Origin of the sequence: Curtobacterium sp. PhB191 (assembly GCF_004346515.1) — a bacterium.
Taxonomy (GTDB): domain Bacteria; phylum Actinomycetota; class Actinomycetes; order Actinomycetales; family Microbacteriaceae; genus Curtobacterium.
In genome coordinates, this window is record NZ_SMBV01000003.1 from 383,776 (window position 1) to 405,813 (window position 22,038).

Genomic DNA, 22,038 nt, shown 5'->3' on the forward strand with positions numbered 1-22,038 from the left:
TCGATTCCTTCCCCCGAGGAGCACAGCAATGCCCGATGCACAGCAACTCGCCCAGCAGATCCTCGACTCCGTCGGAGGCTCCGCGAACATCGCCGACGTCGAGAACTGCATGACCCGACTCCGGGTCGAGGTCGTGTCCACCGACGCGGTCGCGCTCGACGAGCTCAAGTCCACCGACGGCGTCATGGCCGCGCTGGCGGCCGGCTCGAACCTGCAGATCGTGCTCGGCCCGGGCCTCGTCGACCGCGTGGCCGTCGACCTGGAGGCCCTGCGCGCGGCCGCCCCGTCGGTTGCGGCTGGTGGGGCTGGTGCATCCAGTGCCGCTGCCGCGTCGGGTGCATCCGGTGCGTCCGGTGCGTCACCCGAGGAGCTCGCCGCTCGCGGCGCGTCGATCAAGGCGTCAGCGCGGTCCCGCTCCGACGGCCGCACCATGCGCGCGATCCGGAAGATCTCGGCGATCTTCATCCCGCTCATCCCCGCGCTGATCGCCTGCGGGCTGATCGCCGGGATCAACGGCATCCTGACGAACCTCGGGTGGGTGCCCGGAGTGACGCCGTTCCTCGGTGTGCTCTCGTCCGGCTTCCTGTCGCTGCTCGCCGTGTTCGTCGGGATGAACGCCGCGAAGGAGTTCGGCGGCACGCCCATCCTCGGTGGTGCGGTCGGCGGCATCATCGTCGCGGCCGGTGTCGCGAACGTGACCGTGTTCGGCGAGACCCTGGCTCCCGGGCAGGGCGGCGTGCTCGGCGCCATGGCCGGCGGCATCCTCGCCGCCTACGTCGAGCGGTTCATGCGGCGCGTGACTCCGGACGTGATCGCGCTCATCGTCGTCCCGACCGTGACCGTGCTCGTTGCCGGTTCGGTGACGCTGGGGATCCTGATGTCCGTTGCCGGTGTCGTGTCGGTCGCGATCGGGACTGCTGCGACCTGGCTCCTCGCGAACGGTGGGGCCTTCGCCGGCTTTGTGCTCGGAGGCTTCTTCCTGCCGCTCGTCATGACCGGCATGCACCAGGCCCTCACGCCGATCCACACCACCCTGATCGACCAGACCGGGTGGACCGTGCTGCTGCCCGTCCTGGCGATGGGCGGTGCCGGCCAGATCGGTGCGGCGCTCGCGCTCTGGATGCGCTTCCGTCGCAACGAGGCCCTCTCCCGCACGATCCGCGGCGCGCTACCTGCCGGGCTCCTCGGCGTCGGCGAGCCCCTGATCTACGGCGTGACGCTGCCCCTCGGTCGGCCGTTCATCACAGCGTGCATCGGTGGGGCGTTCGGTGGCGGTGTCGTCGGGCTGTTCGACCAGCTCGGGCACTCCGTCGGGGCGATCGCCATCGGCGCATCGGACCTGTCGCTCATCCCGCTGCTGAACGGCTCGTCCGGGTACGGGTGGGCCCTTCTCGGGTACGGGTCGGGGCTCATCGTGGCGTACGTCGTCGGGTTCGTGGCAACGTTGCTGTTCGGGGTGTCCGACTCGGTGCGAGCCGACCTCGAGGCGCAGTCGTCCGCACCGTCCGGCGACCCCGTCGCTCCGGACGCCCCGCTCGACGTGCAGGTCACGCCAACTGACTCCGTGGGAGCTGCGCGCTGATGCGGTTGGGCGCGAGCGCGTACCTGGCGCATGGTCCGCTGGCTGGCCCGACCTTCGAGGCCGCCGCGGCCGCGGGTGCGACGCTCGCGTTCACCTCGCTGCACATCCCGGAGGATTCGCCCTCGGGTGCCCGAGCCGCTGCGACCGCGCTCGTGTCGGCTGCTGCGTCCTCGGGGCTGTCCGTCGTCGCCGATGTCTCCCCGAACACCGCTCGGTTGCTCGGGGATTCGCCGTGGGACTTCCTGCGGTCGATCGGAGTGGCTCGGGTCCGGATCGACTTCGGGATCCCGGTCCCTGAGATCCTCTCGATCGCCGCCGTCATGCCGATCGCCCTCAACGCGAGCACGCTCCGGGCCGCCGATCTGGCGCCGTTCGCGGACCTGGACGTCGAGCTGATCCACAACTTCTACCCTCGGGAGTGGACTGGGCTGGCGCTGCCGTCAGTGGCTTCGTCTGTCGCTGTCGCCCGGTCCTTCGGCTGGCGCGTCGGGGCGTTCATCGCCGGCGACTCCGTGCGGCGTGGGCCGCTCGGCGAAGGGCTGCCGACCGTCGAGGGGCACCGAACCATGCCGCCGTTGTTCCAGGCGCTCGAACTCGTCGATGCAGGCGTGGACGATGTGTACGTCGGGGATCCGGCGCTGACCGATCACTCGTGGTCGCGGTTGGGGTCGTTCGTCCGCGACAACGTGGTCGTGCTCGACGGTACTGCTGCGACGGGTGTGCACCCGGAGGTCGTCGAGGCGCTGGCGGTCCCCGATCGGAACCGCCCTGATGCGGCTGAGGCCATGATCCGGCTGGAGCATTCGCGGGAGCGGTTCGCCAGGCTGCCGTTGCCCGAGGTCGGTGGGCAGCCGAGGCCGGCGGGTTCGGTCACCGTGCAGGTGGCGTCAGCGGGGAGGTACTGCGGAGAGGTTGCGATCATTCTGCGGGATCTGCCGGCAGACGATCGTGTCGCTCTCCTCGGGATGGTCGATGTCTCTTTACCGTCGGTCGGAGCTCGTTCCCTCACAACTCGCTTCCGCTGACCCGTCATCCGCTTCTTGCCAGCTCCTCGATCTTGGCCGAGCTGATGCGACGCTGAGAATCAGATGTCTCACGGCGACCGCATTGAGCGGTCCGGCTGATGGACACCCATGCAGGCCTGGAGGTGCTTCCCGGCTTCTACCACCGAGGTCACCGGCGCTTCGGGCCTGCGTGGACCATCAACTCGGCCGTGCCCAGTTAGGCAAGGGCTGACGCGGACCGCATCGCAGTCCCTACCGGCGTTTCACGGGTCTGACTGACTTCCTCACTGGCGGTCCGTCGAACGGGAACGAAATCGAGTTCTACCAACCTCTCGTCGAGTTCGATGATCTGGACGACGTGGAAGTCGGAGGCGTTCAGAAGCGTCGCCTGGGCTGTTCGGCGCGGGGTTGGGGCCTCGAACTGAGCCAGCAAACCCTGTCCGCACGCAATCGCGTCTCGTGCCACAAAAGCGTCAGGAAATGCTCGACCTCAAGAGCTGGCGCTCCGGTGCGAGCTTGCACACCGCGAGGGCTGCGGCAGGCAGCATGGCGGCTCAACGACGAGTATCCGGCGAGGCCGCTTGGCTACGCTTGAGACCACCATCGGTCTCTTCCAGTCGCCTCTCTCGCAAGAGAGCGAGGATGATGCCAAGCAGCCGTGTTCGAATGTCCCCTCCGATGCGTTTCCACCCGAACAGCGCAGCTGCTTGCGTCACCAGGGCATCTTCGGTGATCACGACCGCGTCCTGCGTGAGCAGTTCCAGCGCCCGACCTAGCTCGTCGTCCGGGATCTGATCGACGGATCGAACGAACGCCCCTCCACTTCTGACAACGGCCGTGTCGTCGCGTCCGTTCCGCACGAAGATCCCGTCGGTGGCGAGGCCGGCTTGCCGCACAGCGAGAATGAGTGTTCCTCGGATACGAGAGCCGATTCGCCCGTAGTCGGAGTGCTCGCGCAACCGTTGCGCGAGTACGTCCGTGTGCAACGGCGCTTCGGCTCCGGCGATCGCCTGGACGAATGGGATCAACGCAGGGGCATTGAGCGGATCGCTCAGATCGATTTGAGGAGGGACGCGGGTCGTACGCCCGACCTGATACTCCGTGACCCAACCCGGCGGCGCGTCCAAAGGCGTCTCCACCACGTCCACGACCACAGGCGTCGGAGTTTGCCGCTCATCGGCGACGACTCGTCCGACGACGGGTTGGGCTGCGAGTCCTTCCAGGATCTGCCGGAGCCGCTCCTTCTCACGGTCGGGATGCCGGTACCAGGCGGTACCCCAGATGTGGTGCAGATTCCATCCGAGGCCTTCAAGGATCTGGTGCCGAAGGCGGTCGCGATCTCGTGCCGCGCGACTCGAGTGGTACATCGCGCCGTCGCATTCGATCCCGATCATGAACGCTCCGGCCAAATTCGGGTGCTTCACGCCGATGTCGATCCGGTAGCCGGAGACGCCTACCTGTGGTTGGACGTCGAAGCCGAGGCCGCGGATGAAATCCACGACCGAGTCTTCGAAGGGCGATTCTGTGTCGAGGCCGGACGGACCGAGTTCCATCGCGAGCGCCGCCGGTCCTCGCTCTGCGAAGTCGAGGTAGCGCCGCAGGTGCCGAGTGCCGGCGGAGGTGGCTTCGCCGATGTCGCCGGCGCTCATCGAAGTGACGACTTCGACCAGTTCCTTCGCACGGGTGATGGCCACGTTCAGTCGTCGTTCCCCGCCGGCACGTCCGACGGGCCCGAACTGACGGTAGATCTTTCCGTGTTCGTCGGGTCCGTAGCCGGTGGAGAAGATGATCACGTCGCGTTCGTCGCCCTGCACCGACTCGAGGCTTTTGACAAAGAATCCGGACACGCGGTTCTCGTCGAAATGCGCATCGAGGTCCGGCCGGTTGGAGCGGGCCAGCTCGACGGCCGCTTCGATGGCGTCGCGTTGCGCAGTGGAGAACGCGACGACCCCGAGGCTCTTGTTGGGTCGGGTCGTGTAGTGATGCAGCACACGTTCGGCGACATGTCGCGCTTCGATTGGGTTGTCGCGCCCGGCCGATCTCCGATAGACGCCGTCGACCTTGAAGTAGCGGACGCCGGCGTCGGCGCTCTCGGCGACGGCGCCCGGGAACGTGACGAGCCGGGAGTCGTAGAAGGAGGCGTTCGAATAGGCGATCAGGTGCTCGTGCCTGCTGCGGTAGTGCCAGCGGAGGCTTTGTGCGGTAAAGGCGCCACTGGACTTCATCAGGTCGAGGATCGACTCGAAGTCGTTGGCGAGGTCCTCGTCGCCGTCTTCGTCCCCGTCGTCGGCGTTCGCTTCGAAAAACGAGGTGGGTGGCAGCTGCTTTTGGTCGCCCGCTGCGATGAGTGCGGCTCCCCGATAGACGCAATTGATCGCATCGCCTGGCAGCACCTGGCTTGCCTCGTCGAAGATGACGACATCAAACAGCTGCTCGGCGGGAAGGTACTGCGACACCGCCAGGGGACTCATCATGAAGCACGGATGCAGTGCGAGTACGACGTCCTTGGTCTGTCCGATAAGTTCCCGGACTGCGATGTGCTTGCGCTTCTTCTCCGCTTCGCGTCGGATGATTGCGGCTTGCCCGCTCGCCGACCGCGGCCGACGGGCGGACGCGGACTCGACGATCCTGGTGACGGCGGTCTTCGCGAGTTCGGAGTCGAGCTCCCGGAACTGGGCGACGAGTTCGTCGCGATCGGCTCCGGATCCCGCAGCCAATCGGGGGTCGGACTGAATTTGCGCCTCGATCCAGCCGCGGAGGACCGTCTCGGTCAGGAATGCCGCGACCGAGGCCTTCGGCAGATCTTCCGCAAGCGCATGTTGGACGGATGTGCCAAGGCCGTGGCTTTCGAGCTTTGACATCGAGCGTTGCAGGTCGAACCACGCGTCCACCCCGTCGAGGTCAGCCCGCAGTCGGGCGACCGATTCGGCGGCGTAACCGAGGTCGGCGAACGCTCGCCGGAGTTCGTCGCGTCGTGGCTGATCGAACTTGTCAAACAGTCCTTCGCTGGCCTGCTGGTATTCGTCCGCCACGCCCTTGATGTCAATGTGCGGATGCGTGCGCCGGAGCAGATTGATCTGTGCACTTTCGAGGCGGCGGAGGTTCGGTACTGTCGTGGCGGCGTCGAGGAGACGTCGTGCCCAGTGGATGTGCCTGCGGATCGCGTCCGGTTCGGGGTCCAACGATGTTCCGGTAGTCGAGTCTTCCGGAGCCGTTGCGAGCACGTCGCCCCAAGAGCGCGCCGCCGCGGCGGTGGCGGATTCGAGTTGAACGCGCAGCCGAGCGGCGTGCATGTGGCGATCGATGCTCGCGTTGGGGCCGAGCACGTCTGCCTGCAGTGCGACGAACTCCAGCACGGGCCGCAAGCGCCGTAGCTGCTCCTCCAATTCGGCGGCGACCTCGACGAAGGACTTGCGGACGTCGCTGACGGTGGAGTGCCAGTGTCGGAGGTCGTCTCCGAGCCGGTCGGCGAGTGCGGCGAGTTCGTGGCGATGGACGGGGTCGCCAGTGGCGAGTCGTGTCTGTGGTTCGTCGACGAACGGGATGTCCGTGAGCGCGTGCAGGTTGAGGAATCGGCGGTCGATTAGCTCCGGTCAGTCCTGCCCCGTTTCCACCCCGCGGCGGTCCGACCTGGTCGGTGCGGTCTCGTTCGAGTCGGCCGAGAATGTCGTGGAAGGTGACGTCCAAGGGTTGGCGGATCTCGTTGGCCGCCTCGGCGTAGTCGCTGAGGTCCCTCCGCGCTTGTTCGAGTTGCCCGAGCTTTACCGCGCTCATGCCGGCGGGCGGGACCGGCGTAGCTCCGAGTGCATCGCCGAGTCGCCGGGCGACGTCTTTTCGAACAGCCTTGCTGCTGTGTAGTTCGAACAGGAATGCACCGAGGCCCTTGTCGGTGAGGCGGTTGCGGACGACGTCCAGGGCCACCGCCTTCTCAGACACGAACAGCACGCTTCGACCTTCAGCGATAAGAGCGCCGATGATGTTTGCGATGGTCTGGCTCTTGCCCGTGCCAGGTGGTCCGTCGAGCGTGAAGCTCTTCCCCGCGACCGCGGCGTGAATCGCTGCTCGTTGGCTTGCATCCGCGTCGAGGACCAGTGGCGTGGTCTCTGGTGGGGCGACGACGTCGATGACGTCGTCGCCGGCAGGGTCGAATACGAACTCGGATTGTTCGGGCGGGATGGCGCCTGAGAGGGCACGAACGAGGTCGGAGTTCGCGACCGCGTCGGCGTTGTCCAGCAGGTCGCGGTACATGGCTTCTTTGGCGAACATGAACGCGGCCAGAGCCGCGAAGTCGTGCACTTCCCAGCCGTCGGGCCAGTTCATCGATGCCAGACGATTCAGTACTGCTTGGACCCCGTCGGCTTCGAGTTCCGCTTCGAGGTCGTCGGCGGACGGAAGCTCGATGCCGTACTCCTGCGCAAGAAGCAGAGACAGCGCCGGATTCACTGCGAAGTCGTCGTCGGAGAATCGGACGTACGTTCGTTCCCTGGGCCCAGGCGCGGCGAGCTCGGCTGGCACGAGCAGGAGCGGACTGCGGCGGGTATCGCCGGCGCCGTCGACCCATCGCAGTTCGCCGAGCGCCACGTACAGGATGCGCAGACCCTTGTCGATGAACTCACGCTTGGACGCTGCTGCTAGGTTCCGGAGGGCTCGGTCGACGTCCCGCTGCGTCTTGTCGGTAAACAGGTGTCCGCGGTGCTGCTCAAAGTCGAACTCGCGGAGCTGCTCAAGCACGGCGCCCTCGACGTCGGACGTCGCCAGTTCTTCGTCGTCGGCAACCGACCCGGCGTTGCGCTCGTCCGCCCGTGTGCCCAGCGTGAACGTGAGGCTCTCCGCTGCGATCAACTCGAAAACCTCGGCCGCGGAGTGCCTCGAGTACTCGATCGTCGACGATCGAGTTGGCCGGTAGTTCAGCAGTCGATTCCGGCCTGAAAGGTTTAGGAGAGAGTCGCGCCATTGCGTGATCGCTCGGTCCGCTTTGCCAGTTTCCGAGTCCAACGCCAATGCTCCTGCCTCTCGAACGATCGTCCGTCCGTTTTTCCTTCACCCCCGAGCGGGGTGCCTGACGCCCCTCACCGACTCGCGCCCGAGGATAGGCGCGGTCCGCTCAGCGGCTTCGAGCGATCCTCCCATTCTGGTCGAGACACTGACTGACCGCACGCGTCCCGATCGGCGGGGGGCGTGTCCTTCGCTGACTACTTCAGCGGCAGTTGCCCCGCAGCGGTCAGCTCTTCAAACCGTTGGAACAGCACCCGCTGCCGATCAGCTTCCGAGTCGAGAGCTTTCCGCGCACCGAACGCCTTGTCGACAACTCGGTCAAGCGCGTGGTGCGCTGCGATGAGTTTCGGGTCCATCGCGTCCGGGTTGTATGCGTCCTCGAGGGACCGGCCGGGGTGCAGTTCCCGCGCTTCGAGTACCCTCTTCCCGGCGGCGATGACAGATTGCCGCACCGAATCGGTGACCTTTGGCAGCGGCAGCGTGTTCCACACAAGGGTGTTAGAAAATGACGGGTCCGATTTGAGGCGGCCGCCGACAGTCTTCTGCCACGTGATGAACATGGACGACGAGATGATGGCAAACGCGAGCCCGTCCGGGTCATCGACCTTGTAGACCTTGTCGCCCGCGATGACGTCCGCGTCGAGTCGTGCAGCGGTCGCCCAAAGGCGCCGTTCAGTGAACACCTTCGGGATGCCGAGGTACGGCGTTGTCGGCTGTGAGCGCTGCCCGAACAGGTGCGGTGTGAGCGCCATCTTCCGGGTGGACTCCGCTTTTGAGTCCTTCCGCATCTCACGGACCCCGTCGAGGCGCTTCTTGAGGACCGGGGACCGTTGCACGTCCTTCGGGTCTAGGTCGGTCATCCACAGGCACCAGCGCTGCTCCCCGTTGATGAACTCCTCTCCCATGACGAACGGGCGGACGTACTTCATCGCGACGGGGTCCGCGGCGACCTCTGCGTACTGGTCCTGTTCGATGAGGAGGTTCTTCCCGTCTCGCGGCATGCTCCCCATCGTCACGGCGGGAAGGTCGGGCGCGAGGACGGTGCGGCGCTGTTCTACGAGGAGGTTCGGTCCATCGACGAGGTACGCGTTCACGGACTTCACCGCCTCTGCTCGCGGGTCGGCGCGGAGTGTGTCGTAGAAGAACAGCCGCGGTGCCGGTGCCGTTCGGCCTCCACGGTCGAAGCCGACGATGACGCAGTGGACCGCGGCGGCGCCGGGCGCTTCCGACGTCCACAGGAACGTGCGGTGCGCGAACCGGATCCGCCAGCCCGCGGCGAACACCGGTGCGAACAGTGTCGCCACCGGCTCTCCTTGGGCGATGGAGTTTGTCGACACGAATGCGAACCGTCCGCCGACGGTTCCGTCGAAGTACTCGACCGCCTTCTTGTACCAGGCTGTGACGTAGTCGAGTCGGCCGATATCGTCACGACCCCAAACGGCGCGGAGGTCAGCGGCCTGCTCGTCGCTTCGTCCTCGGTGCCCCTTGAACGGCGGGTTCCCGACGATAATGGTGTCCGCGGTCGGGGTGAGGATGTGCGACCAGTCGGTGCGGAGGGCGTTGCCAACGCGGACGGTTCCGATGGTGCCGAGCGGCAGGGACTCCGGTGCCATGCCGAGCTCGAGGGACATGGCCTGATTCGCCTGGTGGTCGGCGAGGTGCAGCGCGGTCGCTGCGATGCGAGCCGGCCACTCCTCGATCTCGATGCCGAAAAAGTGTTCCGGCTTCACGACCAGGTCGTCGCGGGTGAAGAACATCGTCGGCACTTCGGTGGTGTCGCCGAGTTCCCGGAGCCGGGTGAGGATACTGAGGTCGAGGGCTCGGAGTTCCCGATATGCCAGGAGGAGGAAGTTCCCGCAGCCGGATGCCGGGTCGAGGACGCGCAGGTCGCCGAGGTGACGGCGCAGCTTCTTAAGCTCCTGGATGGAGTGCTGCTGGTGCGCGAACCGGTCGCGGAGGTCGTCGAGGAACAGCGGCCCGAGCGTCTTGAGAATGTTCGTCTCGGTCGTGTAATGCTCCCCGAGCTGCCGGCGGGACTTCTTATCCTTCACCGCCTGGAACAGCGACCCGAAAATGGCGGGGCTGATGCCGGACCAGTTGAACCCGCACGCGTCGAGCAGCTTCGTCCGCATCTCGGAGTCGAACGCGGGGATGCTGATGGGCTCAGCGAACACCCCGCCGTTCGCGTACGGCAGCTTCTGCAGCGCTTCGTCGAGGTGCCCGGGCTTGGTCTTCTGGTTCAGCACCTGGAAGAACATTGAAAGCTGCGGGCCGAGGTCGGAGCCGTCTTCGCGGGTGCGGTCTTCGACGAACTCCTGGAAGAGATCGCGGTCCCAGAGGCCGGAATCGTCGGCGTAAAGGCAGAACAGCACGCGGACGAGGAACACCGACGCCTCATGATCGGGGTACCCGGACTTCTCCAGCGTCTCGTACAGCGACGCCATGATCTTCGCCGCACGAACCGAAGCGGTCTCCTGCTCCGCTGAGCCGAACGACCGGGTCTGGTAGCCAGCGAGGAACGCGAGCTTGTCGGCCTTCACCGGCAGGTCGAGGAGGGTGAACTCCTCGATGGCGCCCTCGGTGCGGTTGTGGAGGTCAAGGACCCGGAACCGTTTGAAGTCGGAGGTGATGACCCAACGGGGTGCCTCCGCATCGGTGAGCGCGTCGATGTAGTCCAACGCCTGCTGCTCCGCCTTGACGAGGTCCTTGCCCTCAGACTTCATCTCGATGAGCGCCAGCCCGGGCACGAGCGCGTCGATGTACCCGCCGCCGCCGGTCGTGGACCGCTTCGCTCGCAGCTCGTACGACGCCGCTTTCGTCTCCGTGATGCCGTACACGGCGAGGAGGTCACGAACGAACGACTGCGCCCACTGCCGTTCCTCCCCTGGGGTGTCCTTCCACTCGGAGACGAACTTCGCGCCCTGCTTGCGGATCTCGTTCAACGACGTGGTCGCCACCAGCACTACCCCTCACCCGTGCGGGCGTCTCGGTCACCGTCCGTGGCGACGAAACAGCCTCGCTGCCTGAAACGACCGTACCTGAACGGCGAATGAATCTCGCGTCTTGCTCCGCGGCTGCGCATGCGAAAGGCCCTCCTGTCGACCGCGCGCCGGATCTTCTGCGCCGCTCTACGAGTTGTCAGGTACGGGCATGGCGCACGCCAATAAGAGGTGTTCGGTCTATTCGCGGATGCCAGTGCTGGCGCGGATCGAGGATCCCAGTAGTTCCGGGCGTTCCACGGGTTTCGGGGATTCGTTCCACAGCTCTAACGAGGACGCTAGAACACGCCCGGCGCACTCGCGGATGTGGTCGGCGTGGGTAGCCCCGACTAGAGTCCGACCTAGTTCCGCGGGAGGCGCAGGAACTCGGCAGCAGGGGTGAGGCGATGGCAAGGGCACTAACGCGCGCCGCGCTTCCTCGACGTGTTCAGAGTCACTGGTCGGGCGAGGACCCAGCGCGTTGGGTGACAACGGCGGCAGCAGCGCACGTCGACAACCCGCTGATGTTGCCGCTGACGCGGTTGTCGGGGTCGTTGGTGTTCCCGGTGTTGAACGGAGCGCACGTCGCCGAGCGTGCTGACGTACTGCAGCTGGCGTTGGTAAGCGTCATTCCGCCACGCCAGGCGTTGCGGGAACTGCTTCCCCTGAGGGCCTACGGGCCAACGGTGGTGCTCCTGCCGCCGGCGGCGCCGCACCTGTTCTTCGACATCGCCGAGTTGGACATGCAGGGCGTCGGGGTCGTCGCGGCAGAGCCGGACGGCGCAGTGCGCTCCCTCGTGCGTCCAGAACCGCATCCACGGGTCGGCCGGTTGGCGCCCTGGTGGCGGGCGGAACGCCAGGATCAACTCCTACACCTAGCCGGTTTTTAGGCGCCGACGCGGGTCGGCTGGTTCGCCCACCAGGCACCGAGGAATCCCTGCGGCTCCCAGTTTGGACCCGACGAGTCGATCTCGTACGAGTAACTCTGCGCCGCGGCGCACATCTGTATCCACGTGGCGACCGGGTCGGAGCTGCCGAGAACCCTCCGCGCGATGCGAGCGATGACACCGAAGTTGTGCGCGACGATGTCCGCCTGGAACCGCAGCGCGTGGTCGATCCGACGGCCGAAGCAGGTGTCGCACTCGCAGAGCCAGAACGCGTCGTCGTCGTACACCGCGGCGGCGTCCATTACCCGGTCCTGCGTCTTCCACGTCAGTGACTTCTCCACCAGGATGGACGGGTACGGCGATGGGGCGTACCCGCCGTTCTGCATCGGGTAGATGTGGCGAAGGGTCGCGGTGGTGCCGATCGCGGCGCCCGGTGCACCAAAAGCGAGTGCGCCGATACCGGACAGGTCAACGCGGCGCGGCTCCACGTTCCCGAGCGCAAGCACCCGGATCAGGGAGCCGACGGTGCTCTTTGCCGCCAGCGGGTCGCCGGCATTCCCGAGCGCGAGGCCGACGGCGACCCGGGCGCCGCCGAGGATGTCTACGAGGGCGTCCGGTTCCGTGCGCAGGAGCGTGGAGTTGATCGCGATCGTGGCCATGATGGGTGCGTCTATGACGTGTTGCATGTCCTCGGCAAGGCGGATTGCCGCGGCGACGTCGCGGACGTCGCTGTCGATGTAGCCGCCGTTGGTGAGCACACGACGGACGCCGAGGGGTCCCTGCATCTCACACCAGGCGCGGTCCAGCGGCGTGGCGCCGAGGGAGCGCGCGTTGCCGGCGTACCGGTTTGCGTCCAGTTCCGGGGTCTGCCCAGTCAATTCAACGAAGCGTCGCGCTTGCCGCTCGAGTGTCGCCGCGGGATTCCGTCGAGGGTCCGTGGAGGCCGTGAGTACGACATTGAAACCGTGCGCGGCGTGCAGCTCAGCGGCGTGGTCGGTTTCCGCGGCGGACGCCTGCAGCGCGAGCGTCGCTGACCCGGCGAGGGGTGGCGGGGTGAACATGGAGAGCGGTTCAGGCACTATGTACGACCACCTTCGCGTCGGGACGCTCGTCCGGAAGGAAGACCCGACCGAACTCTTTAGGCGTCATCAGGGCCGCGAACGCGAGCGCCTCGATGTCGAGGTGCTCCTGCGTGCGCAGGGCGGAGATGACGGAGTGCATCAGCCGCGGCGACTCCGGCGGGAGGTTGCCCGGCTCCATCTGCCGCCAGCCGAGCCGGCTGAGGCGGATGTGGAAGTCGCGGTATCGGGCCTCGTCGATCTGGTCGAGATCGTAGGCCCGGCGGATCAGGGCCGCGATCGACATCCCCCACTTGGTCTTGAGCTGCATCAGTCGACCCATGTCGCCGGCGGCGAGCCCGACGAGGTCCGGCTGGATTTCCTCGGCAGGGGCGAGGAACTCGCTGGCGAACGTGTTCGCTTCCTCTTCCTGGTTGTCGGCTGGCGCGTGGTGCATGACGAGGTGGCCGAGTTCGTGCGCCACCGTGAACCGAAGCCGGTCGGTGGGGAGACCGCTGTTGACGAGCATCATCGGCTTCCCGCCGGTGGGCCAGGTGCTCACCGCGTCCTGTGACGCGGTACCGAGCGGGCGGGCGACGATGAGCACTCCGGCACCCTCGGCGCTAGTCACTAGGTCTCGAACACAACGTTTGGGTTGCGCGGCGGGTGCCCTCGAGCCGCCTATCCGAACCACGATGATGGTTTCTGTCGCGCCAATCTGCCATGCTGCTGGTCACCTCGAGGGCGCTCTGAAGACCTGGCCGTGCGATCCACCCCAACAGCGCCGTAGCGGTGCGGTGCCTCAGGCTCCGAAGATGTCGCGCTCGAGCTCTGCGAAGACGGCAAGCTCGGGCGTGATCAGTGGGGCGAGCGTGGTCTTCGCGAACGCTTGCCACGTGCTACCGCCGCCGCGAATTGCCAGGCGTTTACGAAGCTCGACGTAGATGCCGCCAGCAAATTTCTTCATGTTGTCTTCGTCGATGCCGCGCGACGGCGCCTCAGCGATCGCGCGCCGCTTGATCGCGAGGACATCATCGATCGCACCCGGATTCTCGAGTTGCTCGCAGAGCTTCCGCAGCACCTCATCGTCGAGTAGGAAGGCTTCGATGTGGCGCCTGCTGAGGACCCGCACGTTGTCCCGCTGTAACTGCTGCACCTCGTCAGCGTTCAGGTCGTCGCGGTCGCGCACTCGGGTGATCTTCGTGCCGGTGGTGATGGTCTGGATTGCTCGACCTACCTCGAGCCGATCGGTGGAGACGTCCGCCGAGTTTCCGACCGAGAGGAAGTCGACGTTTGGGTGGGTCGTCGCGAAGATGCGGCGATAGCAGGCGGCGTCGAACTCTGCTGTCGTATCCCGCTCGTTGCTCGGTGGGCGACCTTCGCAGAGCACGACCTCGCTCGGAGCCAGTAGCGTTGCCAGGTCGCCGAGCGCGACATCGAGGGTGCGCGCCCAAAACGCTCTGTCGGCCACGACTGGTTCGACCACAACCGACTCGTCGAAGTTGTGCCCGTCGAGGTCGATGAATACGACCTTCGAAGGGTCCGCCTGCGCAAGGTCCCACGCTGCCTTCATGAACCCGATGCTGTGGCTGGCGAGCCAGAGCTGGCAGCTGTCGGGCAGCAGCTCCAGAATCACCTGCAGCAAGGTGGCCTGCACGCGGGTATTCAGATGGACCTCGGGTTCGTCGATGCACCAGATCGTGTCGTTGAAGTACTCGCGCTTGACGACGATGTCGAGCAGGAGATCAAATGTAGCTTTCTCCCCGGCAGACAGATTTTTGTACAGAAACCCGTCCGACGCGCCCTTCCTGAAGTAGAACGAGCCCTGCTGCTCGCTTCCAGCTCCGATGGCTCCCACTCCGGTCAGTTCCAAGTCCGGAAACACCTGGCGGAGGGCAGTGGCGACCGAGCCTATGAGCCGGTCACGCAGCTCGCCCTTGCTAGTGCTGTCAGGAACGACGCTGTCGAAGACACTGTCGAGCGTGAGCATCACCATGCGTTGGTAGTTCTCGGACACACTAATGTCCGCGTCTACGAGGCGACCGACTCGCGGAGCAGCCAAGGGACTTGGCAAGCGACTGAAGGTCGAGATGTTGAAGTCTGCCTCGTTCCGGAACGCGGTCCGAATGTAGACGCTCCGCTGTTGGGCGAGAGTGTCCGTGGGTTCGCCCTCATGGAAGTCGAGTTGGATGTGGTTGGGCCACGAGATCGCCGGCGTCCCCACTTTAAGGCCGTACGACTCGTCCCATCCGATCGACGAGCTCACACCGTGCGCGGTCTGCCAGGTGCGAAATCCGTCGAAGAGACTGGATTTGCCGACGCCGTTCGGGCCAGCGAGGACCACCAGTCGAGCGGTCGTCGGCAGACCTGAAATCATAGTGTTGGTGAACCGCTTAAAACCGTTCAGTTGCAGCTTCGCGACGCGCACGGACCCTCCTCGGGAAGTTGATCGAAAGCTAGCGTAACCATTAGTGCTTACGGCTCGCTCCTCCCGGCGGACCGAGTTGCCCAGCCCGCCCATTGCACCGCCTTGCGCCTGCCGCCCAAGGAAGGGTCTGCTGCGGGTTGCGTTCACTGAGGACACCCCGCGTGCTCTCGGAACGTCACGGACGCACGTTCCGCCTGTCCTCGAACACCCGGTCACGTTCAGCCACGGCAAGCGCCACATTCAGAAGCGACCCAAACTCGCTCCAGTGCGCATGGTCGTTAGATCGTTCGCACCGCTCTCACAGCCGGAGCATCCGACCTCCCCCAATCGGGCGGAAGCTCGGGTGCCGTCATAGCGTCTACCCATTGCCGGTCATCACCTCCCGGCCAGGATCCCGGAGCATTGGGCCCTGCGTAGACCCACTCGCTCCTCCACCCTGAACCACCGATAGCGAGCACCCATCCACTCGGAAGAACACGCCAGGCGCGCCAACGCTGAGCGTCTGGGGCGGTCTGCACTGTGATGCCGTGCTCCGCCGGAAGGCCGTGCTTCAACGCATCCACGATGGTGTCCGTCAGGCCATCCGCATCACTCCAGTAGCGATCGTCGTTCCCTTCGTATCGTCCCATCTCGCAGACACTGACCCACCGCAGACGCTCCTTGGTTTCGTGAAACTCTCGACGGTCGAGCTGCGCTCCGTTCGCGTCCACGCCGGCAAGCCCCGTGTTCGCTTCGAGCGTCGCGAGCCGCTGACGCTCTGCTTCGTCCTGCTCGTGAACTTCACGGCGAAACGTGCGCATGAAGGACGAGGCCTCCCGGAATGAGCGCGACGTCGCAACCTGGTTGTACCGCCCAATGAACCGCGAAGCGAGCTTCACGCGCATTCGGAGCCCCAAGAGAACGGCAATGTGCACTCGAATTGGCAACCGCGTCGCACTCGAGACAAGACGCAACCGCACAGATACCGTCTCGGCCACCATCAGGAAAGCGGCGCCGTAAAAGAACGGAAGCAGGAGTGCCGGCAGCCAAACGCCGAGGAGGAAGGAACGAAAAAGGCCGACCCAGTCTAGCGCATCTCGGTCCCGGATGATCGCGGCGGTGGTCCAGAGAACGAGACCCACGCCGATCACCGAGAGCAGGCCGCCAGTGACCTTGCGCACCGATGCCCATTCCCGCCTTGTTGCAGCCACGCTGTTGAGCATTACCAGAGCGGTCGCTACGACCTGAAGCAGGAGTTCTCCGACCAGCGACAACGGCTCGACGTTCACGTAGAATTCGAAAAGAGCCACGAAGCCCAGCGCATCGAGCGCCAACCGACGCACTATAGCCCCGCCCGTCTCCGCTTTCGGTATGCGGAACATCATCGGGATGGCGAAGGTGAGCGTGATGATGATCGAGTCCTTCAGCAGACTCAGATCCCACAGCGCTACGAGCGAGCCTAAACGGAGGCAGACTGCAATCCAGCACAAGAGCGCAAGAAAACTCACTACCAGTTTCCAATGTAAGGCCCGTACGATCGAACCCGATCCTTCGCGGAGGGCACTACGCGTCGAGGGCCAGGAGAGCAGCGCGATGAGCGCGGCCCCGAGCAGAATGAGCGAAGCAATTTCGCGGGTTGTGAGCAAGTTTCCCCCTTCCGAGCAATCGTATTTTGAGCCGCCGACGTTTCAACGTCCGTGAATCCGCCGGGTCGAAGAGTCCGCGGCTAGCCGATAAGAGGTGTTCGGCTTATTCGCGGATGCCAGTGATGGCGCAGATCGTGGATCCCGGTGCTGACGGGCGTTCCACGGGTATCGGGATCCGGTTCCACGGACTCCGGCCGACGTCGACGGGCTCGGCGTCGGCGCGGGCGGCCGCGAACGGTCGCAGCAACTGACCGTGCGGCGGACGAGCGCTACCCGGCTGGCGCCACTCATCCGCACACGCTCGCTTCGGCGAGCTCACCGAGACCGGCCGCGAAGTCGCCGACTGGTCCGACGGGCGTAAGGCGGCGGCTTGCGCACCCCGGCTGGCGGATCCTGCAAGCCCATCTGAGTCGCTCGCAGCTCCATCTCCGCAGATTTCGGAATCCTCGACGCCTGGTAGGCAGTGTCCAAGACGGCTCCCTCCGCGTTGAACAAAACGGTCAAGCACCTATCTACTTCCAGTTGATACTGCTTGGCGGCGGCGTAGTCAGAGAGTGCAGCGAGCGCACCGCTATCACGAGCACCGTGTCCGGTGCCGAAGACGACAGCGCTGAATCCCCAGGGCCCCGGCAGCGCCACAAACAAGCTGTGGCGCTTGCCATCTCCTCGAGCTGCACGGAGCAGTTTGGTGATGCTGCTCATGATGGAAGCTCGCTGCTCGGACGAGCCGTTGAGAAGATCGGTACTTGTGGACAGCCACCCCTGCCCACGGTGCGCAGCAAGCGCGTCGACAAGCTCGTCCATCCCGTCGTCGCTTCGGAAGCTGGGCCGCTCCGCCGGAGCGTCGATGAGGCCGTCGGTGTGGTACATCCAGGCATCAAGGTCGTCGGTGTGCGTTCCCACTCGAGTGAGCTGAGCCTCCTTCCTGTACCGGGCACGGTCGGCACCAGTGAGCCGTGGGGCTTTCGGATACTTCGCATGCATGACCGCAGGGTCGAGATCCACCCAGAGCTGACCTTCGACGAAGAGCATCACGAAGTCGAGCTCGTCGATCCCCGAGTAGCGCGTCGCAACTTCGGAATCTGTGCGGCGGCGCAGATAGAGCAGAAGCTCGGATGCTCGGTCGAGAATCCGCGTGGTGACGATGAGGTCGTGTAGTGAGACAACCCAAGGCAGGCGTCCTGCGGGCATGACCCGAGCGCGCACGAGCGCGTCGAGCGAACAGTTCAAGGAGCTCAAGTCTTCGAGCGTGACGGCGATGGAACGAACCTCGCGCACTTCGCTCAGATCGAGCCAGCCTTCGTCGGGTACCCAGAGCCCGTGATTCCGCTCGATGAGGTCAGCTAGCCGATCTGCCTGACTTCGAGCGTCGCCAACCGTCTTCTCGAGGTCCTTTGCGAGGCGAAGGACGCTTCCGCGGCGGGCGCTGGTGCTGATTGCGGCCGCCTTCACCTCCACGCAGATGGCGATGTCATCGATGACCATCAAGAGATCGGCTTCTGCTGGCTCTCCATGAGTGGCCGGGCGGTCACAAGCGGAGCCCAGCGTGTCAGCCTCCATTCCAGAGATCGGTCGGAAATACTTGATCGATTCGTACGAACGATCCGGTTGAAGGACCGCTTGCAGATGCCGCGCCGCCAAACGCTCCGCTACGACGCCTCGGTGCTTCTGGTACCGGTCCCACGCTTTCTGGACTGGCTTGATCGCTTCCTCAAAGATGGGACGAAGGCCGTCGATACCGAGATCACCCCCGACTCCGAAATAACGACCCCTAGAGTCCTTCAAAAGGTTGCGGAGCAACAGCTCGTTGTCGCCCCTGAGAAAGGCTTGCGCAGCTTCAATCGGGGTGCGAGTTGTGTCGAAGGGCAGCGCGAACGCGTCCAGCACCGAGGTGCATGTCTCGCTGGATAGGCCTGAGCGCCGGGAGATTTCTTCGGCAGTCACAGTCATCGAGACCCCTGGCTTGAACATGGCGGTGTCCATGGCCGCTTGCAGCTGAGCGCGAAGCTCATCGGTCGGCTCGTCGTCCTTGTGCTCTTCGTACAGCCGATGCAACTCCTCAAGCGAACCGCTCCGGTTCTGCGACCACTGCTCGCCGAACGCCACGCGGACGCGCTGGAGGTCGTTGTACGAGAATCCGAGATGCCGGTCCATGAGCTCTGACACCGCCGCGACTCCAAAGAGCTCGTCTTCGACTGTCGACTGCACCGACTGGTACTGCCGCCCTCGTACACGGAGTTCGGTCATGCGGAACTGTCCAGCGAGCACAGCGAGGGGGTGGTGACCCTCGGTTGACTCGCTCAGCAGCAGCCACAGGTGAGCATCGATTGCCCGCTCTGCCGCAATGACGATCTCTCCAGGATCGGTCGAAGGATCCGGTGCAGGCGCGTCATCGCCAGCAGCTCGGTGTCGAATCATCGAAGCCACGAGTTCCAAAGTCGCCGGCGAGCTCTGCGACTCACTCTCCCGGTACCCCTCCAGAGTGGGTGGCACCGTGTACATCCGAACAAGACCAAGGAGGTCGAAGGCGTTGCTCTGCGCAATGAGCCCCTCCAGCGACTGCAATGAACGGTCGAGCTCTTCCCGAGCCCTCACGAGAACGTCGGCGTGCGTCTTTGCGCCTTCAAAGAGAGGTGCCATACTTTCGAACGCCGCAGCTACCTGCTCGTTCGCGGCGCTAGAAGCGGTTAGCAGTTGGTAGGCAGGAGCGGCAGATTTTCGGCGAGCCAAGGGAATCTCCAGGCTTGTAACAACGAGGACTACCCAACCTTCGCATGCACCTACGACAACCGTCCCTCAGTCCAGAGAGCTTCGGCCGGGCGGTGCGATCACAAAGGTGCTTCCGGAAACGGAGAAGCAACTTTCGCTCCCGGAGCGAAGCTTAGGACGGACTCGCGGGTCACGCTCAACTGTTAGCTACCGACCCTCGACTTCTCGTGGCCTCGGTGGTTCCGCATCTGGCGGGCACGACGCGATAGCGGAATTTAGGACATCTACTCGCGGCGAACACTCGCCCACCTGCGCCAGTTCGTCACCGTCCGACGGCCACGTGGGCCGAAGGAACCTATCGACCGTCGCACCGATTTGCCGCAGAGGTTCGATCCGTACAGCGGTCACGCCACGCTCGCTGAACGTGATGCCATCGTCCGGATTATTGACGGCGAGACGATCGGTGTACCTGCCGCGGGTTCTCGACTATCCCCGCTGAACCAATTAAGGATCTGCGTTCAAGCGGCCCACGATTCTACAGATCGTTCAACGCTCGTCTTGCACTTGCTCTTGCTCGCGCTCGGCTTGAGCGAAGAACGATTCTACGAAGTCAGCGCGGGGGAACTGAACGGCGAGGCGGAAACTCGGTATCTCGAATTGCTGAGTCAGTCCAAGCAATGCCTGGCGGTGATAGGGATGCGTCACTTCCGCCGCAGCCAATTGCAATCGGGCCTCACTCTCGGGATCCAAATCTTCCGGAACGTTTTCGCTAGTCACGAAGGAGATGGTGTACTGCGACTTGAGTGAAGCAAACTGCTCGCCCGTGACATTTGTCAGGGACACCTCGTACGACGTGGCAACAGCAAAGCCATCGTCGAGACGCTCGACATCAATGGTGGTAAATGACACCGTCGCCGACCGAGGCCCCTTCGTTTCGACGTCGTCGATACGCGAAGCAGCAAGTTGCGTGAGCGTCAGTTCACGCACGTCTATCGTGAAGGGGAAGAAGCGAGTCATCAACTCAACGCTTTCGGCTTGTGATTGAAGAACGTCTTTGTGGCCGCTACGGTATCATTGGATGCGACCAAAGCAATCGTCGCATCAAATACGCTCCTGGTTTTCAACGCAGATGTATGATGCACCGAGTATTTCCAGCCTTCAGCCGGCTCATCTCCTATGCGGCGATGATCGGAAATGACGTAATGCTCGAGCCTCCCCTGAGTCGTTGGATCTAGGTCCTCAAGATCGCTTTCTGGACGAGCAGATACTTTAAGGACCCACCCATAACCATGCAAAAGGTGCGCGAGGTCGCCCACTGAGACTGAGCGGTCAAGAGAACTAAACTTTTCACGCTCCCCCACAGACAGCCCTAACTCGTGGAGGACAGTCACCGGCGCTACATCTGGACGCGCTGCCTCCACACCTTCCACAATGCCGCGAATGGCCTGCGTGACCTGCTTGGGTCCTTCAGCGGTCCTTTCCGCCTGCGTCTCTCGTTGCTCCTCAATAATCTTCTGCGTCCGCCAGAGCACTTCGGGATCAATTCCGTCTCGGACGGCGCGACGCTCGAGCCGAGCAACTCGATCAAGGAGGCCCTCACTAGAGTAGAAAGCCGCGAGAGTTGCGAGATACTCCACCGTTTGCCGGGGAGCCAGTGCTCGGTATAGCTCGAACGCTTCTCGCCTGACCGCGTCCGTTTCATCCCTGGCCGCACCGAGGAACGTTGGGATGAGCTGCGCTTGTGCCTGCGTTCGTAAATCGTCAAACCGTTCCCTGGTTATCACGCAAACGTAATGCCCGGACTCGATCTCAGTCCAACGTGAGCTGATATCCGACGTCAGTAGCGACCATCGAGCGCGACCCAGGAGCTTCCTCAGAAAGGCGACGGTGGCGATTGCCACTCGTTGCTCTCCGTCGTCCGGGCTGAAGGGTTTGCCCGAGCCGTTAGGAAGGCGATGCACTCCGGGGTCGTCCCAGGACGCGGCGAGTCGGTGATTCTCGCTCTCCTGATTGGGAGTTGCGATCACTGAGAGATGCCCCTCCTCCTCAACGACGGGCATCGCAGACCAGATCTGTGAGCCCGAGCTCTCGAGGTCGGCTACGAAACCGACGATGTCAGTCGTCATGCGAACCTCCCTGCCGTCAGGTCTCTGAGCATCGTATCTACCGGGTTCGCAGAGACGTTGAGAACTTGCGCGAGCAGTTCATCGTGGTCAGCGTACGCCTCGTCGGTCAGGGAGTCGTCGACCCACTCCTGGTAGACGAGCGCGTCCTCTTCAGACAGGTAGACCTGCAGGGCGGTCACCGGCGGAGGCTCCGTTGCAAGCACCCGGGCCTCCCAACTCCAGGCTCGAGCGTCTTTCGTGCGACTTAAATCGACTTCAAGAGCGAAAGCCGCATGTGGCCGTTTCCTATCTTCGTACAGTCCCCGCTCGTCGTACGTAGCATTCACCCAATCCCAATAAGCCGGAAGTGCGATGCCCATGCTCATCGTATGATCGCTGATGATTTGCTTACGTTCCGCGTCGGACGGCCGGGTCACGCCTACCAGAGGAATCTTTCCCGACCACATCCCTCCCGAGTCGAACGGGGTGACCTGAGCGGTTGGGTGCTCCGCCTCTAGCCCCCGATACACCACAACCCGAAGTTCGAACTTTGGATATGGGCAGTTGATGCTGAAGTACGTATACGAGGGCCAATGTAGCGCTTGCTCCGTCGCACTTGTCGTCGAGCCGCTCGGCATCTCGTGGTGACGGGAGCCGAGCCTCAGAA

At 64.3% G+C, this 22,038-nt stretch carries 13 protein-coding genes and 1 pseudogene; 3 read left to right on the forward strand and 11 right to left on the reverse strand.

The window, feature by feature from the left end; all coding sequences use genetic code 11:
- The first annotated feature begins 28 nt into the window (after positions 1–28).
- Entirely contained in the window at positions 29–1,582 is a 1,554-nt protein-coding gene (locus EDF48_RS07505) for a PTS transporter subunit EIIC (protein WP_131879090.1), read from the forward strand.
- Positions 1,582–2,607 carry a MupG family TIM beta-alpha barrel fold protein gene (locus EDF48_RS07510; protein WP_131879092.1) on the forward strand — a complete coding sequence of 342 codons (1,026 nt, stop codon included), beginning with the start codon at positions 1,582–1,584 and terminating at the stop codon, positions 2,605–2,607. The genes EDF48_RS07505 and EDF48_RS07510 overlap by 1 nt, the downstream gene beginning before the upstream one ends.
- 533 nt (positions 2,608–3,140) lie before the next feature.
- On the opposite strand, the gene EDF48_RS07515 is transcribed toward EDF48_RS07510, so the two are convergent.
- From EDF48_RS07515 to EDF48_RS07525, 3 genes and pseudogenes are all read right to left on the reverse strand, one after another.
- A complete protein-coding gene (locus EDF48_RS07515; RefSeq protein WP_165932344.1) occupies positions 3,141–5,942 on the reverse strand; it encodes a DUF3320 domain-containing protein in 2,802 nt (933 codons plus the stop codon).
- A 466-nt stretch (positions 5,943–6,408) separates the two neighbouring features.
- Positions 6,409–7,587: pseudogene (locus tag EDF48_RS19390) on the reverse strand (DUF4011 domain-containing protein); the annotation flags it as partial.
- 191 nt (positions 7,588–7,778) lie between these two features.
- On the reverse strand, positions 7,779–10,538 hold the full coding sequence (locus EDF48_RS07525) for a DNA methyltransferase (RefSeq protein ID WP_207913232.1): 2,760 nt from the start codon (positions 10,536–10,538) through the stop codon (positions 7,779–7,781).
- Between the two features lie 506 nt (positions 10,539–11,044).
- On the opposite strand from EDF48_RS07525, the gene EDF48_RS07530 reads away from it, so the two are divergent.
- The gene (locus tag EDF48_RS07530; RefSeq protein ID WP_131879098.1) at positions 11,045–11,449 is read left to right on the forward strand and encodes a hypothetical protein; all 405 of its coding nucleotides are present in this window, start codon (positions 11,045–11,047) and stop codon (positions 11,447–11,449) included.
- Here EDF48_RS07530 and EDF48_RS07535 read toward each other — a convergent pair.
- From EDF48_RS07535 to EDF48_RS07570, 8 genes are all read right to left on the reverse strand, one after another.
- Positions 11,446–12,231: a hypothetical protein gene (locus tag EDF48_RS07535; protein WP_165932345.1), complete on the reverse strand. Its 786-nt coding sequence runs from the start codon at positions 12,229–12,231 to the stop codon at positions 11,446–11,448. The genes EDF48_RS07530 and EDF48_RS07535 overlap by 4 nt on opposite strands.
- Positions 12,232–12,517: 286 nt before the next feature.
- Positions 12,518–13,135, reverse strand: coding sequence for an ImmA/IrrE family metallo-endopeptidase (locus EDF48_RS07540; RefSeq protein ID WP_165932346.1), 618 nt, complete (start codon positions 13,133–13,135; stop codon positions 12,518–12,520).
- A gap of 171 nt (positions 13,136–13,306) precedes the next feature.
- Entirely contained in the window at positions 13,307–14,932 is a 1,626-nt protein-coding gene (locus EDF48_RS07545; RefSeq protein WP_165932347.1) for an AAA family ATPase, read from the reverse strand.
- A 278-nt stretch (positions 14,933–15,210) separates the two neighbouring features.
- Positions 15,211–16,557 (reverse strand): hypothetical protein, encoded by a 1,347-nt coding sequence (locus tag EDF48_RS07550; RefSeq protein ID WP_131879106.1) that lies wholly within the window; start codon positions 16,555–16,557, stop codon positions 15,211–15,213.
- A 315-nt stretch (positions 16,558–16,872) separates the two neighbouring features.
- Positions 16,873–19,197, reverse strand: coding sequence for a hypothetical protein (locus EDF48_RS07555; protein ID WP_131879108.1), 2,325 nt, complete (start codon positions 19,195–19,197; stop codon positions 16,873–16,875).
- A 615-nt stretch (positions 19,198–19,812) separates the two neighbouring features.
- Positions 19,813–20,283, reverse strand: coding sequence for a hypothetical protein (locus EDF48_RS07560; RefSeq protein WP_131879110.1), 471 nt, complete (start codon positions 20,281–20,283; stop codon positions 19,813–19,815).
- Complete coding sequence (locus EDF48_RS07565) at positions 20,283–21,392, reverse strand: hypothetical protein (protein WP_131879112.1); 1,110 nt, start codon at positions 21,390–21,392, stop codon at positions 20,283–20,285. The genes EDF48_RS07560 and EDF48_RS07565 overlap by 1 nt, the downstream gene beginning before the upstream one ends.
- Positions 21,389–21,571, reverse strand: a complete 183-nt coding sequence (locus EDF48_RS07570; protein WP_131879114.1) for a hypothetical protein — start codon at positions 21,569–21,571, stop codon at positions 21,389–21,391. The genes EDF48_RS07565 and EDF48_RS07570 overlap by 4 nt, the downstream gene beginning before the upstream one ends.
- Between the last annotated feature and the right edge of the window lie 467 nt (positions 21,572–22,038).